The organism is Martinezella sp. CNPSo 3959 (assembly GCF_057784355.1).
This window is the reverse complement of record NZ_JBXSOV010000013.1, coordinates 125,844-150,072: the sequence shown is the minus strand read 5'-3', so window position 1 is coordinate 150,072 and position 24,229 is coordinate 125,844. Positions and strand designations below refer to the sequence as shown.

Annotated in this window: 24 protein-coding genes; 12 read left to right on the top strand and 12 right to left on the bottom strand. The window is 60.9% G+C overall.

Translation table 11 applies throughout. The annotated features are described in order from the left end of the window. Positions 1-7: 7 nt before the first annotated feature. The 3 genes from AC13RE_RS23250 to AC13RE_RS23240 are packed head-to-tail and all read right to left on the bottom strand — an operon-like array spanning position 8 to position 2,174. Positions 8-607 carry an NADPH-dependent F420 reductase gene (locus tag AC13RE_RS23250; RefSeq protein WP_488564679.1) on the bottom strand — a complete coding sequence of 200 codons (600 nt, stop codon included), beginning with the start codon at positions 605-607 and terminating at the stop codon, positions 8-10. Between the two features lie 31 nt (positions 608-638). Next, positions 639-1,391, bottom strand: coding sequence for an SDR family NAD(P)-dependent oxidoreductase (locus tag AC13RE_RS23245; protein WP_112608451.1), 753 nt, complete (start codon positions 1,389-1,391; stop codon positions 639-641). Between the two features lie 48 nt (positions 1,392-1,439). Next, a complete protein-coding gene (locus AC13RE_RS23240) occupies positions 1,440-2,174 on the bottom strand; it encodes an SDR family oxidoreductase (protein ID WP_132719000.1) in 735 nt (244 codons plus the stop codon). A gap of 139 nt (positions 2,175-2,313) precedes the next feature. Here AC13RE_RS23240 and AC13RE_RS23235 point away from each other — a divergent pair, with 139 nt between their 5' ends. Next, positions 2,314-2,892, top strand: a complete 579-nt coding sequence (locus AC13RE_RS23235; protein WP_488564678.1) for a TetR/AcrR family transcriptional regulator — start codon at positions 2,314-2,316, stop codon at positions 2,890-2,892. Positions 2,893-3,124: 232 nt separating this feature from the next. Here AC13RE_RS23235 and AC13RE_RS23230 read toward each other — a convergent pair whose 3' ends face one another. Continuing rightward, positions 3,125-3,775, bottom strand: coding sequence for a TetR/AcrR family transcriptional regulator (locus AC13RE_RS23230; protein WP_488564677.1), 651 nt, complete (start codon positions 3,773-3,775; stop codon positions 3,125-3,127). 193 nt (positions 3,776-3,968) lie between these two features. On the opposite strand from AC13RE_RS23230, the gene AC13RE_RS23225 reads away from it, so the two are divergent. After that, positions 3,969-5,192, top strand: coding sequence for a multidrug effflux MFS transporter (locus tag AC13RE_RS23225; RefSeq protein ID WP_132719009.1), 1,224 nt, complete (start codon positions 3,969-3,971; stop codon positions 5,190-5,192). Positions 5,193-5,309: 117 nt separating this feature from the next. Here the strand turns inward: AC13RE_RS23225 and AC13RE_RS23220 are convergent, their stop codons facing one another. Then, a complete protein-coding gene (locus AC13RE_RS23220) occupies positions 5,310-6,263 on the bottom strand; it encodes an aldo/keto reductase (RefSeq protein WP_488564676.1) in 954 nt (317 codons plus the stop codon). A gap of 174 nt (positions 6,264-6,437) precedes the next feature. On the opposite strand from AC13RE_RS23220, the gene AC13RE_RS23215 reads away from it, so the two are divergent. Further along, positions 6,438-7,337 (top strand): AraC family transcriptional regulator, encoded by a 900-nt coding sequence (locus tag AC13RE_RS23215; RefSeq protein ID WP_132719014.1) that lies wholly within the window; start codon positions 6,438-6,440, stop codon positions 7,335-7,337. A 90-nt stretch (positions 7,338-7,427) separates the two neighbouring features. Here AC13RE_RS23215 and AC13RE_RS23210 read toward each other — a convergent pair whose 3' ends face one another. The 6 genes from AC13RE_RS23210 to AC13RE_RS23185 form a co-directional block, all read right to left on the bottom strand. Further along, positions 7,428-8,678, bottom strand: a complete 1,251-nt coding sequence (locus tag AC13RE_RS23210) for an MGH1-like glycoside hydrolase domain-containing protein (protein ID WP_488564675.1) — start codon at positions 8,676-8,678, stop codon at positions 7,428-7,430. Positions 8,679-8,709: 31 nt separating this feature from the next. Beyond that, on the bottom strand, positions 8,710-9,768 hold the full coding sequence (locus AC13RE_RS23205) for an ABC transporter ATP-binding protein (RefSeq protein ID WP_488564674.1): 1,059 nt from the start codon (positions 9,766-9,768) through the stop codon (positions 8,710-8,712). A gap of 13 nt (positions 9,769-9,781) precedes the next feature. Continuing rightward, entirely contained in the window at positions 9,782-10,642 is an 861-nt protein-coding gene (locus tag AC13RE_RS23200) for a carbohydrate ABC transporter permease (protein WP_488484087.1), read from the bottom strand. Next, on the bottom strand, positions 10,639-11,490 hold the full coding sequence (locus AC13RE_RS23195; RefSeq protein ID WP_488564673.1) for a carbohydrate ABC transporter permease: 852 nt from the start codon (positions 11,488-11,490) through the stop codon (positions 10,639-10,641). The genes AC13RE_RS23200 and AC13RE_RS23195 overlap by 4 nt, the downstream gene beginning before the upstream one ends. Positions 11,491-11,562: 72 nt before the next feature. Then, positions 11,563-12,837 carry an ABC transporter substrate-binding protein gene (locus AC13RE_RS23190; RefSeq protein WP_488564672.1) on the bottom strand — a complete coding sequence of 425 codons (1,275 nt, stop codon included), beginning with the start codon at positions 12,835-12,837 and terminating at the stop codon, positions 11,563-11,565. A gap of 46 nt (positions 12,838-12,883) precedes the next feature. Beyond that, a complete protein-coding gene (locus AC13RE_RS23185) occupies positions 12,884-13,894 on the bottom strand; it encodes a LacI family DNA-binding transcriptional regulator (RefSeq protein ID WP_488564671.1) in 1,011 nt (336 codons plus the stop codon). A gap of 288 nt (positions 13,895-14,182) precedes the next feature. Here AC13RE_RS23185 and AC13RE_RS23180 point away from each other — a divergent pair, with 288 nt between their 5' ends. The 9 genes from AC13RE_RS23180 (at position 14,183) to ehuA (ending at position 22,632) form a co-directional block, all read left to right on the top strand. Continuing rightward, a complete protein-coding gene (locus tag AC13RE_RS23180; protein WP_488564670.1) occupies positions 14,183-14,746 on the top strand; it encodes a flavin reductase family protein in 564 nt (187 codons plus the stop codon). A gap of 511 nt (positions 14,747-15,257) precedes the next feature. Next, the gene (gene eutB, locus AC13RE_RS23175) at positions 15,258-16,244 is read left to right on the top strand and encodes a hydroxyectoine utilization dehydratase EutB (protein ID WP_488564669.1); all 987 of its coding nucleotides are present in this window, start codon (positions 15,258-15,260) and stop codon (positions 16,242-16,244) included. Further along, complete coding sequence (gene eutC / locus AC13RE_RS23170) at positions 16,241-17,251, top strand: ectoine utilization protein EutC (RefSeq protein WP_488564668.1); 1,011 nt, start codon at positions 16,241-16,243, stop codon at positions 17,249-17,251. Before eutB ends, eutC begins: the two co-directional genes overlap by 4 nt. A gap of 2 nt (positions 17,252-17,253) precedes the next feature. Beyond that, on the top strand, positions 17,254-18,432 hold the full coding sequence (gene doeA, locus AC13RE_RS23165) for an ectoine hydrolase DoeA (RefSeq protein WP_488564667.1): 1,179 nt from the start codon (positions 17,254-17,256) through the stop codon (positions 18,430-18,432). 9 nt (positions 18,433-18,441) lie between these two features. Beyond that, positions 18,442-19,461, top strand: coding sequence for a N(2)-acetyl-L-2,4-diaminobutanoate deacetylase DoeB (gene doeB / locus AC13RE_RS23160; protein WP_488564666.1), 1,020 nt, complete (start codon positions 18,442-18,444; stop codon positions 19,459-19,461). 104 nt (positions 19,462-19,565) lie between these two features. Beyond that, positions 19,566-20,423, top strand: a complete 858-nt coding sequence (gene ehuB, locus AC13RE_RS23155) for an ectoine/hydroxyectoine ABC transporter substrate-binding protein EhuB (protein ID WP_488564665.1) — start codon at positions 19,566-19,568, stop codon at positions 20,421-20,423. Positions 20,424-20,516: 93 nt separating this feature from the next. Continuing rightward, positions 20,517-21,182, top strand: a complete 666-nt coding sequence (gene ehuC, locus AC13RE_RS23150; protein ID WP_488564664.1) for an ectoine/hydroxyectoine ABC transporter permease subunit EhuC — start codon at positions 20,517-20,519, stop codon at positions 21,180-21,182. Further along, positions 21,179-21,871: an ectoine/hydroxyectoine ABC transporter permease subunit EhuD gene (gene ehuD / locus AC13RE_RS23145; RefSeq protein ID WP_488484076.1), complete on the top strand. Its 693-nt coding sequence runs from the start codon at positions 21,179-21,181 to the stop codon at positions 21,869-21,871. The genes ehuC and ehuD overlap by 4 nt, the downstream gene beginning before the upstream one ends. After that, positions 21,868-22,632 carry an ectoine/hydroxyectoine ABC transporter ATP-binding protein EhuA gene (gene ehuA / locus AC13RE_RS23140; RefSeq protein WP_488564663.1) on the top strand — a complete coding sequence of 255 codons (765 nt, stop codon included), beginning with the start codon at positions 21,868-21,870 and terminating at the stop codon, positions 22,630-22,632. The genes ehuD and ehuA overlap by 4 nt, the downstream gene beginning before the upstream one ends. 38 nt (positions 22,633-22,670) lie before the next feature. Here the strand turns inward: ehuA and ehuR are convergent, their stop codons facing one another. After that, complete coding sequence (gene ehuR, locus AC13RE_RS23135) at positions 22,671-24,101, bottom strand: MocR-like ectoine utilization transcription factor EhuR (RefSeq protein ID WP_488564662.1); 1,431 nt, start codon at positions 24,099-24,101, stop codon at positions 22,671-22,673. Positions 24,102-24,229 lie beyond the last annotated feature (128 nt).

Below are 24,229 nucleotides of genomic sequence, written 5' to 3'. Positions count from 1 at the left end.
GGCCGCATCACTCGAACTTGACCAGGTCCTTGAAGATCAAGTGCCCCCAGCTATTTCCGCGCGCGTGCACAAGCAGTCCGCCTTCCGACAGGCCGCCAAGCTTGATCGGCGCGAAACCGAGCCTTTCCGCAAGCGCGCCAATCTCGTCTGCGGCGCCGTCATCGTCGCTCGCCAGGAATACGACTCTCCTGCCGTCGTGCACAGCTGGATCTTGGTCAAGGACGGCGGCAGCCAGATGATTGAATCCCTTGACCAGTCTTCCATCAGGAAAGGCTTGCGCGACGAATTTGGATGACGGCTGTCCACCCAGTTGCTCAGGGGGCACGCCGTAGGCATTGGTCACATCGACGATCGTCTTCCCCTGCCAGGTGGGAAGCGCTTTCGCGACATCTGGATGCTGTTCGAAACGGACTGCCAAGAAGATGATGTCCGCCTTGACGGCTTCCGCCAGTGTTTTGGCCATGACCTTAGGCCCGATCGCGGCCGCATCAGCTGCAAAGCTCTCCGGGTCGCGCGTAGTTGCAACAGATACTTCGATGCCCTTGCGGGAAAAGGCTTTGGCCAGAGCTCGGCCGATATTGCCGAAGCCAATGATTGAGTAGCTCATAATGCTTCTCCGATCCTGTGTTGACGTTGGCTCAGACCTGGGCCCAACCGCCATCGACGGCGAGATCTATACCGGTGATGTAGGAGCTTTCATCGGAGGCGAGGAAGGTGAGCGCAGCCGCGATTTCCTCTGGCTTGCCCCTGCGACCCATTGGGATCTGCGACGCAAACTGGGCGACCGCCTCCTCGGCTTGCTCAGCGGTGAGGCCGGTCGTTGTCGCCAAGGCGGGAGTCTCGATAGCGCCGGGGCTCATCGTATTGACGCGGATATTGCGATCCTTCAGCTCCAAGGTCCAGGACCGTGAGAAGCTGCGAACAGCCGCCTTGCTTGCTGCGTAGGCGCTGAACGCTGGCAGTCCCATCACGTTCGAGACGGAGGAGTTCAGAATGATCGATCCGCCGTCCTTGAAGAGGGGAAGGGCCTTTTGTACGGTAAAGAACAACCCCTTCACGTTCACATCGAAGGTCTGGTCAAAATGGGCCTCAGTCGCTGCCGCGAGCGGCGCGACCGTACCTGCGCCCGCGTTTGCGAAGAGAATGTCGATGTGACCATGTTTCTCCTTCACGGTGGCGTAGAGCCGGTCCAGATCTTCCAAGCGCGAGACGTCGCCCACGACCGTTGTCACGTTTTTCCCGATAAGGGCGGCGGCCTCTTGTAAGGCTTTCTCGCGCCGCCCAATAATCACGACCTGTGCACCTTCCTCCACGAAACGCTTGGCTGTGGCCAGGCCGATCCCGCTGCTTCCGCCTGTGATGACTGCGATTTTACCTTCGAGTGCTTTCATAATCTTTTGTCCTTCGTTGTATGAGTTAGGCACGGAACTGCGCCGGGGTCAGAGTTGAGCGAGGCCGCCGTCGACGGCGACCTCGCTGGCGGTCATGAAGCTGCTGTCCGAGGAAGCGAGAAAGGCAGCCACCGCTCCGATTTCAGCCGGATCGGCCATGCGCTGGAGCGGTGTCATTGCGGCGAAGGCCTTCTGGCCCTCCTCTCCGAGCGCCTCTTTCGCAAGCTCGGTCGCCGTCGCCCCGGGCGACAGCACGTTGACCCGGATGCCGGTGCCCTTTAGGTCCTCGGCCCAGGTCCGCGCGAGATTGCGCACCGCTGCCTTGCTCGCGCTGTAGGCGCTGAATGCCGGGGCGCCCGTGGTGCCGGCGCTCGATCCGGTCAGGATGATCGAACCGCCCTGACTCATCAGCGGTAGCGCCTTCTGGACGGTGAAGATCGTGCCTTTCACATTGGTGTCGAAAGTTTCATCAATGTGTTCGGCAGTGATCTTGCCGAGCGGAAGCGGGCTGCCCGCCCCGGCATTGGCGAAGACGATGTCGAGGCTTCCGCGCTCGGCTTTCACCGCCGCGTAGAGCCGATCCAGATCGGCTTCATCGGAAACCGAGCCCTTCACCGCGCGGGCATTCGGCCCGAGATCGGCCACAGCGGCATCGAGCGCTTCCCGCCGGCGACCGAAAATGAACACGAAGGCGCCTTCCTCGATGAACCGCTTTGCGGCGGCAAGGCCGATGCCGGTAGCCCCGCCTGTGATCACGGCGGTCTTACCCTCAAGCTTTCCCATGACTTTTCCTTTGTCGCGTCGGAGAGCGCCTGTTGCCATCTGCGCAGACGGACGCTACCTCAGTGGATCATTGATCCGCTTCATAACCGGATCGCCGATCCACATATATGGATCACTGATCCATTTAACAAGGTAGTCCATGCGAGCCGACGCAGAAAAAAATCGCAGCCAAATTCTCACCGTCGCACGCGACGTCGTCGCCGAGCATGGTGTGGACGCGTCGATGCGTGACATTGCCCGCCGGGCCGGCGTCGGGTTGGCCACGCTGCTCCGTCATTTCCCGACGCGAGAGGCGTTGTTCGAAGCGCTGCTGTGTACCCATCTGGATGCACTGACGCGGAGGGCAGCCGAACTCGAACGGTCGACTTCGGCCGACGAAGCGCTTCTCTCCTGGTTTCGAGAATTGGTGGAATTCACCCAAAGCTCTAGGGGCGTTGTCGCCATGATGGCGGCCGCCCACACGAACCCCGACTCCGCTCTTTATGCTTCGTGCGCAGCGGTGCACTCGGCAGGCGCGCGACTATTGCTCCGTGCTCAGGGCGAGGGAACAGCGCGCGCCGATATGAATGGGGACGACCTGTTCGCTCTGATAACGGCTCTCGGCTGGGCGGCCGACCAACCTTCATTCGCGCCACGAGCGGACCATCTTGTCAACCTTATTACAAGCGCCATCCTGACAAGTCGGCCTGGCGATGATGGCAAGAAGGGAATGACTTAAATTAGATCGGTATCCGAGGGCAGCAATGCGTCCCCATTCGGCCGAAAAGCCTGCAGCGACTCTTTCCCAAAAGCCGACGCTACCATGTTACCCGTCGGCAGTATCAATGCGCCGATATTGAGGAAACGCGAGCGGACGGCTTTTGCAACAAAAGCGTCGCCGGTCTATTCCCTTCAAGAGCCTTCGAAAACTACTCGGCGTTAGTCACAGTGACGGAGCCAACACCCGGTGCTTAGCGCTTGGCGAATGCGCGCAAAAAGGTCTTCGTTGCCTCTCTTGCCATACGGTCGACTTCTTCCTCTGGAGTTTGACGGCCGATCTGTTGGTTGATCCGCAGATCTGTTGCGAGCAGCGCCATATACTGGCGCGCGGCAAGTGCTGGATCCTCTATGTCGAGATGACCAGCGAGCGCGAGCTGCGCCAGGCGAGCCGCGATGGCGGGGTATTTCTTGCCCGGTCCGTATTCCTTCCAGGTCTCGAACAGTTCGGGAAATCTGCCGCCCTCGGTCTCGATGAGCTTGCGTAGCCAGAGGCCATTCGGATCGCAGACCGCCTTGCGCAGGAGCAGCGCTGAAAATTCGGTCAGTTCCTTTTCGAGATCGATAGGCGCAACGGGAAATGTGTCCAACACCCGAAAGAAGCCGGCACTCGACTTCTCGGTGATCTCCGCAACCACAACCTTGAACAGATTATCCTTGTCGCCCAGTTGATTGTACACCGTCTGACGGGACACGCCGGCTCGTGCTGCGATGGCATCGATGCTCGCCGCTGCAAACCCGTCCTCGGCAAAAACGTCTGCGGCCGCGTTGAGGATTGCCTGACGTTTGCTAGTGGCGGGCGGACTCTCTGTCTCAGAAGAAGCCGCTGCGGGCGAAGTTTTCATGACACCACCATATAGGACTTGACCAATTGGACAATACTGTCCAAAATATTTTACAGGAATGACGGGTCATGCGTTGGAACCATCTCCGTCTTTTCGCTGTCCCATCTATAATCGCCCACTCAATCCCCGTCACATGCTTTTTGTATGAGACTTTGTTTCGTCCGGGGAATGGTGTGCGGGAAAGGTTTCTTCCGTGCAGAGCAAGGATTCCGTTTCATCCCTCGGGGCCGGCGGCTCCCACCATGCCATCGTCCTTGGCATTCTTTCAGCCGTGGGTCTCTTTGCCCTCGACATGTATCTACCCGCGTTGCCGACGATCAGCCTGGATCTTCGCGCTGACACCCATGCAGTTCAGGCAAGCCTGATCTCCTTCTTCGCCGCCATGGCCGTATCGCAGATTGTCTATGGTCCACTGTCGGACATGTTTGGCCGCAAGCGGCCTCTCTATGTCGGTCTGGTGCTCTATGTCATCGGCGCGATCGGTTGCGCGCTTTCGACCGATATTGGCTGGCTGGTCGCCTTCCGTTTCATTCAGGGCACAGGCGCCTGTGCCGGCGTCGTGATTGCCCGCGCCATCGTGCGCGACCTGCATACCGGGGCGGCCGCCGCGCAACTGATGTCGCGGCTTATGTTGGTCTTCAGTATCTCACCCATTCTGGCGCCGCTCGCGGGCAGCATCGTGACAATGTTCGGAAACTGGCGACTGATCTTTTGGGTCATGGTCTTCGCCGGCGTTGTCGGCTTCGTCGCGGGCCGCTTTTTCCTTGAGGAAACCCGGCCGGTTGCGGCGCGCAGTGAAAGCAGCCTCGGCGGGGCATTGAAGGCCTACGGAACACTCCTTAAGGACCCGTACTATCTCGGTCTGGTGCTGATGGCCTCCTTCGGTATGTCGAGCTACATGATCTATGTCGCCAACTCCTCCTTCGTGCTCATCGGCCATTACGGGCTCTCTCCGAGCTTTTACAGCGTCGTGTTTTCGGTGAATGCCGTTGGCTTCATCGGCATGTCGCAGATGAACGGCTGGCTTGCCCGCCGGATCGGTTTGCGCAAGGTCATTCGCGGTGCGGTTTCGGGTTATGCGCTGACGATGTTGGCGCTGGCTGTCGTGATGGTAGGTGGAGTCGATCGCCTCGACATTATGGCGGCCTTCCTGTTTGCGGGATACGCTTTCCTTGGAATGATCGTGCCGAATGCGGCGGTGCTGGCGCTTGAACACCATGGCCGCATCGCTGGCACGGCCTCGGCGATGATGGGGACGGTCCAGTTCATGACATCGGCGCTGGTGGTTGGCATCGGCGGTATGTTTATGGACGGGACGGCGAGACCGATGGTGGTCGTCATCGCTATCTGTTCGGCCATCGTGCTTCTCCTTTCGATCGCGGTGCTCAAGAGCAGGCATGTGGTGGCGGCTGAATAGATCTTGCTGCCACCGATTGCAGCGGCCTATGTAGCCGCTCGCACCAAGGCTTCCTCAGCGCGAGCGAAGTGCGCCTTCGGAACGGCTCCGAGATCTTAGGATAGCGGAGCTACGAGCTTACATCTCTTTTTCCCACCAGCCGCGGGTGTCCACGTCAGTGGCGCCTGCGAGAGCCTCCAGCTCTGCGATGTCGGCGTCGGTAAGAGTGATGCTGCCGGCTCGGACCAGACCATCGACATGATGGGGTTTGGTGACGCCGATGATCGGCGTCGTGCCCTTGGAGATGGCCCATGCCGTCGCGACATCGGGCGCTGCCGCACCCTGCTTCTCTCCGATCGATGCGAGCTTGTCCGTCAGCGCCTTTAACTGAGGCAGCATGCCATTGTAAGCCTCCGCCCGTCGGCTTCCTTTAGGCAGCTGGTTCTCCGGACTGTACTTGCCTGTCAGGGCGCCCTGCTCAAGCACCATGTAGGCGAAGAACGGGATACCTCGGTTGCGGCAGTAATCCAGAATGCCGGCTTGCTCGGAGCTGCGGTAGAGGAGACTGTAGTGATTCTGAATGGCATCGACCTGGAACCCGGCTTCCCCGAGGATCCGGTTGGCGAGCTCGATTTCGCTCAGGTTGTGATTCGAAACACCGACATGTTTGACCTTTCCACTCTTCAGCAACGGTATCAGGCGCGGAGTCCACCGCGCCACATCGGCTGGATTGTGAATCCAGTAGAGGTCGATGTAGTCGGTGCCGAGGCGCGCCAGGCTCTGTTCCAGCATGTCCGCCACCGGATCATCACTGGTCCCTGCCGCTTGCGGGGTGAACTTCGTGGAGAGCTGGTAGTCGCTGCGAGCGTAGCGCTCCAGTATCTTTCCGAGCGTGGTCTCTGAACGGCCCATGCCGTATACCATGGCAGTATCCCACAGGGTAAAGCCGGCCGCATGCGCCTTTTCCGCGACCTCTTCCAGGTCAGCCTGAGTGGGGCGGCTGCCGAAGTAGCCGTCGCCAGCCTCGCCGCTGTCGCCCCAGGCCCAGGTGCCTAGTGCGACCGCGGGGGTCTTCAGATTATCGATTGTCATGTTTGCTCCATACTTGTTCTGCGGCCAGGTTCGCTGTGACTCAGGCGCTGCAGACACTATGATGGGTGGCGAAGCCGAACCGTTAGCCCGATGCGCCGCATTTACTGCCCAATCCTCCAGAAGCCGCGCCGATCCGCCTTGCTGCCCTCCCGCACGCGTGCGATGGTCCGCTTCATGGAAATACTGACCGAAATCTCTGCGATAATTGCTCGGCACGTCTCGAAGGATGGCTTCCACGCCACCTCACTCGAACGTGTGACGCTTGCTCGATCCTCCACAGTGACGATGCCGATGCCGAACGTATACCGGCCGCAACTATGCCTTGTCGCACAAGGGCAAAAGGAGGTTACGCTGGGCGACCGCGTGTTCAGATATGCACCGGGCCGTTACGGGGTCGTGACCTACGACCTGCCGGTCACGGGCCAGGTGGTCGAGGCGACGCCTGACAAGCCCTATCTATGCCTGTACCTCGATTTCGATCCGGTCATGTTGGGACAGTTGGCGTTGCACGTGCCGCCGTCGCCGGGGGTGCCTTCTCGGCCCATAGGCAAGACAGTGTCTGACGCCGGCGCCAGTCTGCTCGATCCGGTGCTGCGCCTGTTGCTGCTGCTCGACGATCCGGCAGCGTTGCCGATACTCGGACCGCTTACTGAGCAGGAAATTCTCTATCGCCTGCTCGCCGGCCCGGACGGCGCGAGGATGCGCCAGATCACCTCCAGCCAGGGACGGGTGGCCCAAGTCGGCCGCGCCATTGCGTGGATCGGGCAGAACTTCCGGGAACCGTTCAGCATCGAGCGGCTTGCCGCGGAAGTTGGCATGAGCCCGTCGAGCCTGCACGAGCATTTTCGTGCCGTGACGGCGATGACGCCGTTGCAATTCCAGAAGCAGCTAAGGCTCCAGGACGCGCGCAGCCTGATGCTGGTCCAGGACATCGACGCTACGACCGCCGCCTTCCGCGTGGGTTACGAAAGCCCGTCGCAGTTCACTCGCGAATATCGCCGCCACTTTGGAGAACCGCCGGCGCGCGACATAGCCCGCTTGCGGGCTTCGCCAAGTCTGCCGGTGGTGGCTTGAGTTCCGCTTACCGGCGAGCGTCTCTGCTTCTACTACCTTGATTTGCTTGCACAATCTAAGATTTATGCGTCGCGTGACCGGCACCTAAATTTATGATGCGACGAGCCACATATAAGCTGCAGCCGTCCAGGAGAAGCCAAGGCCGCCGCAGCCTTCCCCGGTGACCGGGTCGAAATATTCGGCAAAACCCTCCGCCTCGATCGCCTCGATCGTAGACTTGCGCAGCTTCTCGGCATCGTCCACGCGGCCATTGCGCGTCAGGCCGTCGATCAGCAGCCAGTTGATGATCGCCCAGGCGGGGCCGCGCCAGTAGCGTTTCGGCTCCCAGCTGGCGGCGCCGGGCTTTACTGTCGGGAAGGCGACTTTCATCCCCTTGGACCATGCCTTCATTTCATCGACGAGAGCGCCGACGACCTCCTGGTCGAGATCGAGCGACAGAAGCGGGATGAAGCCCGCTTGTGTCGGTGCCTCGATATCCCAGCCCGAAACGAGATCGCGGGATACGAAACGCGATAGATCGGGTCGCCACTGGGCGAGGATCGCGTTACGAGTTTTTTCATTGAGCGCGGCGATCTCGGATGCGTCTTTCATGCGGCCGAATTCGTGGGCGAGCGCTTCGAGGTCTTCGCCGGCCTTGAGCAGGATCGCGGTGGTCTGGATCTCGGCGACCTTGAAGGGGGCCTTCGCCCATTGTCTGGCCGGCTCCCAGTTGCAGGCGGCATAGGTATCAACCAGGTGGATGAAGCGCTGATAGTCCTCATTGCGGGGACGCATCAAAGCGTTCACGTGGCCGGTATCCTTGCGCACGACCGGCGTGTCGGTGGTGGTGGGAACGCGGGCGAGCGCGACGTCCCATGCGGGAGAATTGTCGCTGCCGCTTTCCCAGGGATGAAGCAGGGCAACGAGGCCGGTCCCTTCAGGGTCGCGAGCCGCATACCACCAGCGATGCCATTTCAGGGCCGCTTCATAGAGCGGCAGGGTGCGGGTCTTGTCGCCGGTGGCTTCGTGCAGCTTGCGGAGCGCGATGGCGAAAACGGGCGGCTGGGTGATGCCGGAGGTCGGGATCGTATGGCGGATGCGCCAGACGTTCGGGCCCGGAAAATAGGTATCACTCGGCTGGTGGAAGACGATATGCGGGATCATTCCGTCCGCCCACTGGCCCTCGACCAGCCGCTCCAGTTCGCGATAGGCGCGGTCCGTATCGTAGAGCGCGAAACCCATGGCGACGAAGGCGGAATCCCAGTTCCACTGGAAGGGATAGAGCCGGTCCGTCGGCACCGTATAGCCGCCGCGGTCGTTGGCGACGAGAATACGCTTGGCTTGATCAATATGCAGGTTCATGTCGGTACTCCGGTATCGGGAAGGGACGCCCCTAGGCCGTTACGGCCGGAAAGGATTTGCCGCTTTCGGGCGAAAGCCAGGTGATGCGCTTGCGATCGAGCTTCAGGCCGATCGTATCGCCGCTCCCAACGGTTTCGGAGGCAGGCAGGATGACGCGCACGGGCTGATCGTGGATCGAGCCGGTCAGGAGTAGATGCGAGCCCATCGGTTCGGCGACCCGCACTTTCATTTCGAGGCCTTCGGGCAGGCCCGCAAGCTCGACCGCCTCGCCGCGCAGGCCGAGGATGATCTCCTTGCCGGCTTCCTGCGGTGCGTTCAGTTGCTCGATACCGGCGGAGACCTGGCCGTTCAGGACGGGTACTTTGATGAAGTTCATCGGCGGATTGCCGATGAACCCGCCGACGAAGCGCGTTGCGGGATGATTGTAGACATCGACCGGCGAGCCGACCTGCTCGACGATCCCTCCGTGCATGACGGCGATGCGGTCGGAAAGGCCCATCGCCTCCGTCTGGTCATGCGTGACGTAGATCGTCGTCGTGCCGGCCGATTGCAGCACCGTCTTGAGTTCGGTGCGCATTTCGAGGCGAAGCAGCGCATCGAGGTTGGAGAGCGGTTCGTCCATGAGGAGGACCTTGGGCTCGACGGCAAGCGCGCGGGCAACGGCGACGCGCTGGCGCTGGCCACCCGAAAGCTTGTTCGGATAACGGTCGAGATACTGTTCGATATGCAGCAGGCCGGCGGCCTTTTCGACCTGCGCCTTGATGCGCGCCTCGTCTGCCTTCTGCATGCGCAGCCCGAAGGCGACGTTTTCGTAGACCGTCATATGCGGGAAGATCGCATAGTTTTGGAAGACCATCGCGAGCCCGCGATCCTTGGGAGCGAGCCCGAGGACCGACTTGTCGCCGATGCGGACATCGCCGCCGGATGCGGTTTCGAGACCGGCGATGATACGCAGGAGCGTGGTCTTGCCGCAGCCGGACGGGCCGAGAAGCGAGACGAATTCACCGTCGTTGATCGTCAGCGAGACCTCTTTCAGGGCCTGGAATGCCCCGAAACTCTTGCGGACACGGTCGATGACAATATTGGCCATGGAATTGGTCCCGTTATTTGGAGGAGATGCCCCAGATCGCGAAAAGGTAGCGCCTGACCGCGAAGATGAAGACAACCGAGGGAAGGATGAGCATCAGGCCGCCGGCGAAGCGATAATGCATCGGGCTTTCGGAAAGCACCGTCAGCAGATAGGCCGTCAGTGTGCGGTTGCGCACCGTCAGCACCGAGGCGGCGAAGACTTCGTTCCACGAGATGACGAACGCAAAAACGGCCGTTGCGACGATGCCTGGCAAGGCGAGCGGCGCAACGACCTTGAAAAAGGCCTGGATGCGGGTGCAGCCGAAAACCCATGCGGCTTCTTCCAGCTCTTTCGGGACGCCGAGGAAAATGCCCTGGGTCACTAGAGCCGCGAAGGGGAGCGCCAGGACCGTATGGATCAGGCCGACGCCAACGATCGTATCGTAAAGGCCGAGCCGGATGAAGGAGACGGTGAGCGGCAGCGCCAGGATCGCCAACGGGAAGGCGCGCGTCAGCAGGACCAGCAGCCGGTAGCTGTCCTTGCCCGGAAAATTATAGCGGGCGAGTGCATAGCCCGCGGGCGCCCCGAGCAGGATGGAGAGGGCTACCGTGATGCCTGCGGCGCCCAGCGAATTGAGGAAGGAGCGGACGACCCCTTCCGTCTGCAGGAAGAGGATGAAGGGTTCGAGCGAGATGCCGGTCGGCAGGCCGGTCTTCGGCCAGATGTAGACGCCCTGTCGCCCGCCGAATGCGCCTAGCGCCACGAGATAGATCGGCACCAGAACCCAGGCGCAGAGCGCGGCGATACCGCTCCAGAGCAACCAGCGGCGCGATGAAACGAAGCTTGCGGGATTGGCGGTGGCGGCTGCTTCGGAACGGATGGCTTGCATGTTCATGGCAGGCGCTCCGGATCGACCTTGAAGGCCTTGAGATAGACGAGGGTTGCGGCGAGCGAGATGACCATGATCAGAACCGCATAGGCGGCCGCGACGCTGTAATTCTGGTTCTGGTTCTGCCAGTTGTAGGCTTCGCCCACGAGAACCGGAAAATTACGGCCGCCCAGTGCATAGACGACAGCGAAGACCTCGAAGGCGAGCACGGTGCGCAGGATAAGGGCCGATTGCAGCGCCGGACGGATCAACGGCAGGGTTATTTTCCAGAAGCGCGTCCAGGGACCGGCCCCGAAGATTTCGGCGGCTTCCTTGAACTCCTTCGGCACCTGGTTGAGGCCGGCGACGATGATGACCATGACGATCGCCGTGCCGCGCCAGATCTCCGCCACCGCGATGGCGATGAAAAGCGCAACCGGCGTCTGGTAGGAGAGCCAACTCGCCTGGCGGCTGATCACGCCGAGGCTGAAGAGCAGCGAGTTGAAATAACCGGTATTCTGAAGGATCGACAGCCAGACGAGGCCGGCGGCGAGATCCGAGATGCCGAGCGGGATCGTCCAAATCCACAGAATCGTCTCCCGCCCGCGACCGATCTTGGCGACCATCGTGCCCATGGTGAGCGCGATGGCGATCTGGACCGGTACGACCACGATCGTCAGCAGGAACGTGTTGCGCACCGATTGCATGAAATTGATGTCCGTCACCATGCGCTGCATGTTTGCAAGCGACGGCATGCCGTCATCCGAGACCGCCAGCCAGATCGTCTGCACCAGCGGCACGATGAAAAGCAGGCCGAGGAAAACGACGGATGGCAGGATCAGGAGATAGGGGATCCAGGGTCGGTTTTGGGTCATGGACTCCCGCCTCGAAAAGCAGGGTTGCGGAAAGAATGACCGGACATTCGCGCCCAGGCACTCCAGGGGGGATTATTGAACCGGACAGGCGCCATCACTCTTGGCATCCGGTGCCCAGCAGGGAGCCTTGGTATCGGTCATCAGCTTGGTCATGACGGCGCCCTGCTTGGCCAGCACGTCGCTGACGGGCTGGTTTTGCAGCACGATCAGCTGGAAGCTGTCCATATAGACCTTGTTGAACTCGCCGCCCTTGTCGCCGAGGCCGACTGGGAGAAGCGAGATCACTGCATCCTTGGCCGCCTGGGTCTTGGCGACGGCACCGGCGAGAAGTGCGACGCCCTTGTCGAGATCCGGTGGCAACTGGACGTTCAGCGTCGGGAAGAAGCCGACCTTGGACGCGGTGAGCAGCTGGATCTTCTGGGTCGTCAGGGTTTCGATGATCTTCATCGCGCCCGCCGTATCCGGGGCACCCTTCGGGATCGAAAGGCCCGCGAGAACGGGCATGTATCCGCGGCCCTTGGGGCCGGCCGGAGACGGGAATACGACATAGTCGTCCGGCGAGGCGGAAATGGCATTCTTCAGTCGGGCGACATGGTCCCAGGCGACCATGACTTCACCCGCGGCCAGCGGCTCCTGCATGAAGTCGTAATTGGTCGAATTGGGGTTTACATAGGCCCAGAGCGCCTTGAGTTTCTCCCAGCCTGCCGCGGCATCGGCGTTCTTGAAGGTGCGCACTACGCCACCGGTGAAGGACGGGTAGAAATAACCTTGGAAGTAACGTGCCATCAGGCCCTTCGGGCCGGCCGGGAAGCCGATCTGCGGCTGGCCCGTCGCCTGCTGCATGTTCTTGCCCCATTCGATCAGCTGATCGTAGGTGATGGCGTTGATATCGGCGCCCTTCGGCAGGTATTGCAGGGCTTCCTTCTTGGCGGCCATGACATAGGTTGCCTGCATCCACGGAATGTATTGCTGGGTGGATTTGCCGAGCTTGCCGAGGTCGAGAAGCGATTGCGGCATGCCGCCGGCAGCGAGCTTCTTAGCGAGATCATCAAGCGGTTCGAGCTGATCCTTGTCGGCAAGTGGCGAAAGCTCACCGTGCAACGCGCCGATCAGGCTGACGGTGTGCTTACCGGCCTTGGCCTCTGCTTCCATGCGCACGGCGAACTGCGGCGGTTCTTCGACTACATAATCCACCTTGCCGGCATCCTTCAGCAGGTCCTGCCGCACGACGGTCGCCTCTTCGATCGGGCGAAGCTGGGTGGATACGAAAACCGTCTGGGCAAGCACCGGCGAAGCAAAGGCCAGCACGGTGGAAGCCAGAATTCCGAATGACGTGATGCGTTTCATATTCTCTCCTCCTTCATTGTTTTTATCTGTGATGCACTGTGTCGGATCATGCCGCCTTCATCGGACGGCGATGGCTGTCGCGATCGATGAATTCGATCGCGTGAAGCTCCTGCAGTTCCTCCGCAGGCTCGCCGGCGATCGCCCGCAACAGTAGCGAGGCAAAGCTCGCGCCGAGATTTTCGCCGGTCATGCGCATGGTCGAGAGGGAAGGGCTGGTAAAAGCGCCCGTCGGCAGGTCGTCGTGACCGACAATGCTGATCGCGTCGCCGCCATCGATCTCGCGTAGCGCTCTGAGCGCTCCGATCGCCATTTCGTCCGTGGAGCAGACGAGCGCGGTGGGACGTGAACGCTGCCGGAGCAGTTCCAGTGCGGCGAGATAGCCGCCCTGTTCCGTGGGCGCGCCTTCGGCGCAGAGATCGGCATCCAGACCTGCCTCGTCCATCGCGGCCTTCCAGCCCGTGCGGCGCACATGCGCGAAGTAATAGTCCTGCGGCCCTGCAATATGGCCGATGCGGCGGTGGCCGGCGGCCTGAAAACGGACCGTTGCCGCGTGGAACCCGGCAAAACCGTCGCCGTCGATATAAGGATGCGGGACGAGGCTTTCGGTGCGTCCGTTGGTGACGAAGGGAATGCCGCGCGACTGGAGAAATTCGACGCGTTCGTCCTGCCGCCTGGTGCGCACGAGAAGCATGGCATCGACGCGGCGGCCATCAACGAAACGACGGCAGATGTCGAGTTCGCTTTCACCGCGTGGCACAGGCGCGATGACCAGATTGAGGCCGGCACTCGCAAGATGCTCAGCACAGCTGGAGAGCATGTCGAGGAAATGCGGCGGACCGATATGGCCGGGGTCGCTCGGCAGCGTGATGGCAACCAGTTCCGCACGTTGTTTTCTGAGCCTGCGCGCCGATGCGTTCGGGCGGTAGCCCACCATGTCTGCAGCCTCTCTCACCCGCTTCCGGGTTGCTGCAGAGACATCGTCGTAACCGTCGAGTGCGCGGGAAACCGTGGTGATCGACAGTCCGAGCGACTGCGCGAGCTGCTTGAGATTTGCCAAGATCGTCCTCCCCAATGGCACAAAGGATTCTCCAAAACGTTTTGGGAGTCAAGCCAAAACGTTTTGGGTATCTTTCATGCACGGTCGCCACGATCATTCGTTATCATTACCGCCCGGACGTAATGCCGTTATCGGCTCTGCTAGGCCATAGACTCATAAACTCTGGCACCAGATGCTTGCCGCGAGGAGTTTGAGACGTGCGAGATAGTTTTCCGGGCGCTTGTCGGCTTCATCGTCAACTTTCGTCGAGAAATTAGTGCTAGTTGCTGGCGTAGAATGATGCCTCGGTTGGCTACGCATTATCAGGATGTTCCGATCACGATCTCAACGAGATTGGGCTGGCCCGATGAGGGTGACCGCATCAATGCAGCACCGTTCAGCTTCTTCAACTGCCTGTCTGCCGACCCGCCGTTTCTTGCTCTTGGCGTCGAGACCAATCCCGACATGTCGTTTAAGGACACCAGCCACAATATCCGCATGACCGAAGTCTTCACGGTCAATATCGTGTCCTTCGCCATCGCCGAGGCGATACATCAATGTGCTGCGAAATATCCGCGCGGGGTCGACGAGCTGAAGGAAGCCGGGCTGACGGCCATGCCGGGAACGAAGATCGCTGCTCCCTACATCAAGGAAGCTCCGGCGGCTTTCGAATGCCGCCGCCACATCACGCTTGAACTCGGAAAGTCGCGTCAGATCATCATGGGCGAAATCCTGTTTGCGCATTATCAAGATGGCGTTGTCGATGATAACCTTCATGTGGATCCGGCCGGCATCGACGCGATCGCCCGGCTCGGTGGCGATACCTGCTGCACGATCCGGGACCGGTTCGAGATGTTGACGCCGAAGTTGTGATCCTGCCGCTCGAACCAGACGGAGATCCTAACGTCTTCTCGGCTTCGGGCTCTCTGGTATCAGTGGCAAGGCGATAAGGACTGAAGAGGAGGCCTGATGTTCCGAGGTCTCTCTCACGAATGAAATTCGCGAGCCAGCGCCAGCCAAGCCTGATGCGGCGAGTGACATCTAGCCTCCGCGTAGCCATGCCAGTCAACCCAAGCTCGCGCCTTGCTTAGATAAATCTGTGACAGCGGGAAATGGCGCCACCGGCCGCCGAAATGGAATGACAAGCGTACTGGCTGCCGCCGCACGAAGAACTGACATTCCATAATCAAGCGTCTTCCTGACAGTTTCAGGGTTCGGTGCGCGCTTGATAGCGGTAAGGATATCTATAATTGTAATGGAACAATATACAGATTGACATGATCCATTGTCTCTTTCACGCTGATGTCATGAACATCAAGCGCAAGAAGGGGATGGAAATCATGATGGCGCCGGCTGGGGCATCGGCAAGGCACTGGTGCGCGTCATGGCAATGATGGTGGCCATGCCGGACGTAGAGGCAGCGCGGCGGCGCATTGCGCCATATGTGTTGCGTACGCCGTTGCGGCTCTCGCGAGCTCTCTCTCTACGACTGAACGTTCCGGTCCATCTGAAGCTCGAAAATCATCAGCAAACGGGCAGTTTCAAGCTGCGCGGTGCGACCAACGCGCTTCTTGGCCTGACCGCGGAGGCTCGTGCCCGCGGCCTGGTGACGGCCTCCACCGGCAATCACGGCCGGGCCGTAGCCCATGCCGCTAAATCTATGGGTGCCCGCGCGACCATATGCCTTTCCGCACTTGTTCCCGCCAACAAAGTCGAAGCTATCCGAAGCCTTGGAGCGGACGTGCGCATTGTCGGATATTCACAGGATGATGCCATGCAAGAGGTCGAACGTCTGACCCGTGAAGAGGGCATGTGTTTCGTGCCGCCCTTCGATGATGCCGCCGTCATTGCCGGCCAAGGTACGGTAGGGCTCGAAATTGCTGACGATTTGCCCGAAACGGCACTTCTTCTGGTGCCGCTCTCTGGCGGTGGGCTCGCCTCAGGTGTCGCAGCCGCGATCAAGGGGCGCCTGGCGGGCGCCAAGGTCGTCGGCGTGTCGATGGAACAGGGGGCTGCGATGGCGGCGAGCCTTGCGGCAGGGCGGCCGATCGATGTGCAAGAGGTCGAGACCCTGGCGGATTCGCTGGGCGGCGGTATCGGGCTCAACAACCGGCTGACTTTTCCGATGTGCCGTTCGCTTCTCGATGATGTGATTCTCCTCACTGAGGACGAGATCGCCGTCGGCATTCGCCACGCGGCCTTGATTGAGGGATTGACCGTCGAAGGGGCGGGCGCTGTCGGGATAGCGGCCCTGCTCGCCGGCAAGATCAAGCCCGATGGTCCGACCGTCGTCATCGTGTCCGGGGGCAATATCGATCCGGCGGCACATCAGGCAATCGTCAGCGGTCTCGATAGGGGAGTGGCGCCATGACCCGTGTGCTGATCCTGACGGAAACAGATCTTCGCAAGATCGTGCAGCTCGATAAGGATGCTGTCGATTGCGTCGAACAGGCATTTGCAGCGCTGGCGACGAAGGCGGTGGAAATGCCGCCGATCATGCGGCTCGATATTCCCGCCCATCGTGGCGAGGTCGATGTGAAGACGGCCTATGTTCCCAATCTCGACAGTTTCGCGATCAAGGTGAGCCCCGGCTTTTTCGACAATCCCTCGCTTGGGCTGCCCAGCACAAACGGATTGATGATGCTTCTGTCGGCGCGCACCGGTCTGGTCGAGGCGCTCTTGCTCGATAATGGCTATCTAACGGATGTGCGCACCGCCGCGGCAGGCGCCGTGGCAGCACGGCATCTTGCCCGTCCGGACGCTCGGATTGCCGCAATTTTAGGAGCCGGCATGCAGGCCCGTCTGCAATTGCTTGCGCTCAAGCTGGTTCGGCCGATCGAGGCGGCACGGATTTGGGCGCGCGATCTGGCAAAAGCCGAAAGGCTCGCTTCGGAATTGACGGCCGAATTCGGCCTTCCCATAACGGCGGAAGCCGATGCCGAAACCGCTTGTCGCGGCGCAGACATCATCGTGACGACGACGCCCTCCGATAAGCCGATCCTCAAAGCCGCCTGGCTGCAGCCGGGTCAGCACGTCACCGCAATGGGTTCCGACGCCGAACACAAGAACGAAATCGATCCAGCCGCTATTCTGAAGGTCTCTCTTTATGTAGCCGACAGCCTGAAGCAAACGCGGCGGCTGGGCGAACTTCATCATGCTATCGCCGCTGGGTTTGTGAGCGAGACCAACGATTTTCCCGAACTCGGGGCCATCGTCTCGGGTCAGATTACCGGCCGCCGGTCGCGCGAGGCGATCACGCTTTGCGATCTCACCGGGACCGGCGTCCAGGATACCGCCATTGCCACGCTTGCCCATCGTCGCGCCGTTTCGGCGGGCGCGGGCCAAGCGATCGAAACGACCAAAGCATCAGGAGACTAAGCGTGAGCGAACCGACCCTCAATTTCACCCGCGCCGAATATGCCGCGCGGCTCGAAAAGACGCGCCGCGCCATGGAAAAAGCCGGTGTCGATCTCGTCATCGTGACGGATCCGTCGAATATGCACTGGCTTACGGGTTATGACGGCTGGTCCTTTTACGTGCATCAATGCGTCCTGGTGCCAGGCTCCGGCGAGCCGATCTGGTACGGCCGCGGCCAGGATGCCAATGGCGCCAAGCGCACGGCCTATCTCGCCCATGACAATATCATCGGCTATCCCGATCACTACGTGCAGTCCAATGAGCGCCATCCGATGGACCTGCTCTCGAAGATCATCGAGGAGCGCGGCTGGGCCAATGCCTCGATCGCCGTCGAGATGGACAATTATTGGTTCACCGCCGCAGCCTACGCCTCGCTCGTCAAGCACCTGCCGAATGCGCGCTTCAAGGATGCGCAGGGGCTCGTCAATTGGCAGCGCGCGCTCAAAAGCCCGACCGAGCTCGACTATATGCGCAAGGCAGGTCGTATCGTCGAAGCCATGCACCAGCGGATCGTCGAGAAAGTCGAGCCGGGCATTCGCAAATCCGATCTGGTCGCCGAAATCTACGATGCCGGCATTCGTGGCGTCGATGGCTTTGGTGGAGACTATGCCGCGATCGTTCCTCTGCTGCCGTCGGGTACCGATGCCTCCGCCCCGCATCTGACCTGGGACGACAAGCCGATGAAAAGCGGCGAGGGTACCTTCTTCGAGATCGCCGGCTGCTATCGCCGCTATCATTGCCCGCTGTCGCGTACCGTCTTTCTCGGCAAGCCGACGCAGGCCTTTCTCGACGCGGAGAAGGCGACGCTCGAGGGCATGGAGGCCGGCCTTGCCGCCGCCAAGCCGGGTAACGTCTGCGAGGATATCGCCAACGCCTTTTTTGCGGTTCTGAAGAAATACGGGATCGTCAAGGACAACCGCACGGGCTATCCGATCGGCCTTTCCTATCCGCCGGATTGGGGTGAGCGGACCATGAGCCTGCGCCCCGGCGATCGCACCGAATTGCTACCGGGCATGACCTTCCATTTCATGACCGGCCTCTGGCTGGAGGACATGGGCATGGAAATCACCGAAAGCATCGTCATCACCGAGAGCGGCGTCGAGTGCCTCTCGAATGTCCCCCGACGGCTTGTGGTGAAGTGATCGCGTGAGATGAACAGCATGAGCATATCCAAACGTCCATCGCCGATCACGCCGACAGTCGATTTCGATCGCGACGGCATCCAGCACGGGCATCTGCGCCTTCCCTGGTCGCGCGACGATTCCGCCTGGGGTTCGATCATGATCCCAATCTGCGTCATCAGGAACGGCAAGGGACCGACGGCGCTTTTGACCGGGGCCAACCATGGCGATGAATATGAGGGGCCTGTTGCCCTCTTCGACCTTGCCCGCACGCTGAAGCTGGAGGAGGTCAAGGGGAGGATCATCATCGTTCCGGCGATGAATTACCCCGCTTTCCGGGCGGCTACTCGTACCTCGCCGATCGACAAGGGTAACCTCAATCGGAGTTTCCCCGGCCGGCCTGATGGCAGCGTGACCGAGAAGATCGCCGACTATTTTACCCGTTACCTGCTGCCGCTTGCCGATATCGTGCTCGATTTTCATTCGGGCGGCCGCACCCTCGATTTCCTCCCCTATGCCGCGGCGCACGCTCTGCCGGACAAGGGACAGGAGAAGGCCTGTTTCGAGGGCGTTGCCGCGTTTTCGGCGCCCTATTCCATGCGGATGATCGAGATCGATGCCGTCAGCATGTACGACACAACGGCCGAGGAGATGGGGAAGGTCTTTGTGACCACGGAGCTTTCGGGCGGTGGAACCATATCGGCGCGTACGGCTTCCATTGCCAAGCGCGGCGTTCTGAATGTGCTGAAGCACGCGGGCATCGTTGCAGGCGCGCCGGAGGTCGAAGCGACGCAATGGCTTGATATGCCGTCTTCCGATTGCTTCGTCTTTGCCGAGGCTGAGGGGCTTTTCGAGCCGCTGAAGGATCTTGGCGACACGATTATCCGGGGCGAGATCATCGCCCGCATCCATCCGATCGGCCGCACCGGATCCGAGCCCTTTGATTATCGGGCGGCGCTGGACGGTGTTCTCGCCGCACGTCATTTCCCCGGGCTCATCAAGACTGGGGATTGCCTGGCCGTCGTCGCAACTTTGACGGAGGCGCCTTGAATTCCCGTGCCGCGACAGAGCGGCGCGGGTCACCACCCCGTTATGGGCAAAGATCCGGAAAACCGGACAGCCGATGACGAATTTCAACCACAGAGGAGTGAACCATGAGATCGAATTTTTACCGCAGCCTCGCCGCCATGGGCCTGACCATTGGTCTCGCCGTTTCAGCCCATGCCGCCAGCCTCGAGCAGATCAAGAAGGATGGCTACATCCGCGGCGCCAGCGCCAATGAGGTTCCCTATAGCTATATGGACGAGAGCGGTGCCGCCAAGGGCATTGGCCCAGATGTTGCCGCCGCCGTTCTGAAGTCGATGGGTGTCAAGGAAGTCGACTGGACCGTGACGCCTTTCGGCTCGCTGATCCCCGGCCTGAAGGCCAAGCGCTTCGACTTCGTTGCCGCCGAGCAGAACATCCTGCCCGAACGCTGCAAGCAGGTTCAGTTCACCACGCCGAACTCCAGCTATGGCGAGGGACTATTGGTGCCGAAGGGCAATCCGAAGAAGCTGCATTCCTATGAAGACATCAAGAAGGATCCGTCGCTGAAAGTTGCGATCGTGTCCGGTGCCGATCAACTGGACTTCTTTCATGGTCTCGGCATTCCGGAATCCCAGATCGTCATGATCCAGGCGAATGCGGATGCGCTGTCCACGATCCAGACCGGCCGCGCCGACGCTTATGCGGCAACCGAGCTGACAGTCGCCAAGCTCGTTCAGGGCAGCGCGAATGTCGAGCACGCCGAGCCCTTCACCGATCCGGTGATCAACGGAAAGTCCGTGAGAAGCTATGGCGGCTTCGATTTCCGGCCCGAGGACAAGGATCTCTACAAGGCCTTCAATACCGCTCTCGAAGCCTTCAAGAAGACCGACGACTACAAGAAGATCCTGATGTCCTATGGTCTGAGCGCCGAAAGCGTCGAGGCCGCACGCACGAAGAGCACCGAAGACCTGTGCGCGGGCAAGTGAGCCTAGTGATAATCGGGAACGATCTGGCGGCGGTCTGCGGACAATCGCCAGGTCGCTCGGCCCCTCCCATCCTGAAACGGAGGTGACCCAAGAATGAGTTGGACACATTATCTGCCCGCATTGCTGAAAGGCGCCGAGGTGACGGCGCTCATCGCCATCGCCTCCATGTTTCTTGGGGCGATCTTCGCCTTTGCGGCCGGCCTTGCACGCTTTGCCGGAGGGCGATTGCTCTCCGGAATCGCGATCGTCTATATCGAGATCTTTCGCGGCACGTCGCTTCTGGTGCAGCTCTTCTGGCTCTATTACGCGCTGCCGCTGATCGGGATCTCCTTCGATCCCATCACCACGGGCATTGCCGGTCTGGCACTTAATATCGGCGCCTATGGCGCAGAGGTGGTGCGCGGCGCGCTGCAGGCGGTTCCCGACACGCAACATGAGGCGGCTCGTGCCCTGAATTTCAAGCAGGGCCAGGCGCTCTTTCATATCGTCCTGCCGCAGGCCGTTGTCGAAATGATGCCGACTTTCGGCAATCTTGCCGTCCAGAACCTGAAGGATACGGCACTGGTCTCGCTGATCTCGATCAGCGATCTGACCTTCCAGGCGCAGCAATTGCGCAACATCACACTCGACAGCGTGACGATCTACTCGCTGACGCTGATTGGATATTTTATCATGGCGCTTGTTCTGGTTGCCTTCATGCGCTGGCTGGAGATGATCCTTCGCCGTGGTGCCGCTTTCCCGGGGAGGGCGCCGGCATGATGTATGGCTTCACCTGGGATACGACGACGACGCTGTCCTTCGCACTGTCGATCCTGCCGATCCTCGGCATCGGCCTGATCGTCACGCTGGAGGCGGCAGCCGCCGGCTTTGCGATCGCGCTCGTTCTCGGCCTGGTCTTCGCCTTGCTCAGGCGCAGCCGCTTTGTCGCGATCTCCTGGCCGACGGCCTTCGTCATTGAGTTCCTGCGCGATACGCCGCTGCTCGTCCAGCTCTTCTTCCTCTATTACGTGCTGCCGATCTACGGCATCGTCCTGCCTGCCTTCCTGACCGGCGCGCTGGCGCTGGGGCTGCAGTATTCGGCCTATACGTCGGAGGTCTATCGCGGCGGCTTGGATGCCGTGCCGCTCGGGCAATGGGAAGCCGCGACCGCGCTCAATCTCAGCCGTGGCCGCGCCTATTGGGATATCATCATCCCGCAGGCCATTCCTCGTATCGTTCCGGCCATGGGCAATTATCTCGTCTCCATGCTGAAGGAAACGCCGGTGCTTTCGGTCGTCACGGTGGTGGACATGCTCAATCTCGCCAATCTCATCGGGGATCGGACATTCGAGTATCTGGTGCCGCTTTCCCTTGTCGGCCTGATCTTTCTCATCCTCACGCTCGTCTGCTCGGCGGCCATTCACTGGCTCGAAAAGGCGTTGCCGAAAAACGGAATCGCTCTCAAATGATGCAACCATTGATCCGCTTTCAAGATGTGACCAAGCGCTACGGCCACCTGACCGTCCTCGACAATTTCTGCTTCGACGTTACGCCCGGCGAGAAGGTGACGCTGATCGGCCCTTCCGGCTCCGGAAAATCAACGGTCCTGCGTATCCTGATGACGCTAGAGCCCTTCCAGGAGGGAACTCTGCATCTGGCCGGCATGTCCTATCATCAGGACAACGGCCGGGGGCGCTTCCTCGCCAGCGAGGCGCATCTGCGCCAGATCCGTACCCACGTTGGCATGGTCTTCCAGAGCTTCAATCTGTTTCCGCACATGACCGTGCTGCGCAACGTCGTCGAAGCGCCGACACGCGTGCTCGGGCTTGGGCGGGCGGAGGCCGAGTGCCGCGCCATCGAGCTCTTGCGCATGGTCGGCCTCTCTGAGAAGAAGGATCATTATCCGAGTCAGCTTTCCGGCGGTCAGCAGCAGCGCGTCGCGATCGCCCGCGCGCTTGCCATGCGTCCGCGCGTGCTGCTGTTTGACGAGCCGACATCCGCACTCGATCCGCAGCTCGTCGGCGAGGTGCTGGGCGTCATCCGCGATCTCGCCCATGAACACGATCTGACCATGCTGCTGGTTACGCACGAAATGCGCTTTGCCCGCGAAGTCTCCGACCGGGTCTGCTTCTTCGATAAGGGCCGTATCTGCGAGCAAGGCAAGCCGGAAGAGATCTTCAGCGCGCCAAAGGAAGACCGCACCAAGGAGTTTCTGCGCTCCATTCTTTGATCGGGTGCAGCGATTGAAATCGACGCCTTCCGTTGCGATTAAACGATCGATCCCACATCGAAAACGGGCGGCAGTTGTTCGAAGGTGCCGCGAACCGTTTCGAGCGCCGAGCGAAGGGCGGAATGGGAGAGGCGGCCACCGAGACAGATGCGGATGCCGCCGACCGGCCGCTCTCCACCGGCGACGAAGGGGTCGGATGGCGTGACCGCGACACCCTTGCGGGCAAGTGCCCGCACAAGGCCTTCCTCGGTCCAACGTTCCGGAACGGACAGCCAGGCGCAAAGCGACAGCGGATGGCTGCCGGCGACGAACGGCGCCAGCACATCGGAAACGATTGCCTGCCGCGCCTCGGCTTCGCCCCTCTGGACGGCAAGCAGGGCTTGCGCCGTCCCATCCAACACCCAGCGCGATGCCATTTCGGCAACGACGTTGGTCGCACTCCATCCGGTCACACGCAGGATAGAGGCGGCACGGATCGAATAGTGCGCCGGTACAACAAGATAGCCGATGCGCAATCCCGTCATCACGGATTTGGTGAAGCTGGTCACGAAGAAGCCGAGCTCGGGTATGAGATCCGCCATCGAGGGAAGGGGATCCCGCAGCATCGGCTTGTAGACCTCATCCTCGATGACGAAGATACCATGCCGGCGGGCGATATCGGCGATTGCGCTCCGACGCTCGGCCCCCATCACGTGACTGGTGGGATTGCCGAGCGAGGAAACGATCACAAGCGCCGTCACGTCGCCGATGGCGCAGGCCGCCTCGAATGCCTCAGGCAGGATACCCTCGCCATCGGTCGGAAGGCCACGCAGCGTGAAGCCCAGAACGTTGGCAAGGCCGATGATGCCGTGATCGGTCAGACTTTCCGTCAGCACCACTTCGCCAGGCCGAACGACCGAGGCGACGGCAAGAAAGAGGCCGTGAGCGGCGCCATTTGTGATGAGGATGCGATCCGGATCGGTCGTGACCGATAAGCCGGCGAGCCAGACCTGCGCCGCCGCGCGATGGGCGTCGAGGCCGGCGATCGGACGGCAGGGCCGCATGAAGCTGCTATTGTCACTTTCGGCAAGCGCCTGCATCAGTTCACGGGCCGATCGCTCATGCGCCTCGGTATAAACAGCACGGATGATGGAAAGATCGGCGCTGCCGCTCGGATCGCGATCAAGCATGAAGCTGTCTGCGCGTTCGGTGACGCGGCTGCGCACGAAGGTACCGCGTCCGACTTCCCCGCGCAGATAGCCGCGACGCTCCGCTTCCTTGTAGCTCAGGCTCACGGTCTGAACCGAAATGCCGAGTGCATGGGCGAGATCGCGATGCGTCGGCATCTGCGCGTGCACCGGCAGGATGCCCTCATCGATGTCGGATATAATCTTGTCGGTGAGCAGCTTGTGCTTGGTCGCACCCTTGCGATGCTGAAGGACGGGCTTCCAGGCGCCATTGTCCTGGTCTTTGGAATCATGACGATACATGGATTGATCCGGTACAATTGTCGAGATCCATGTACACTATCTTATGCTGGATGGCGATGAGCGAATGGGGCCGACCGGCCCATTGTTCACAACGGGCCGGGTGATTATCTCGCAAAGTGGAGTGGAAT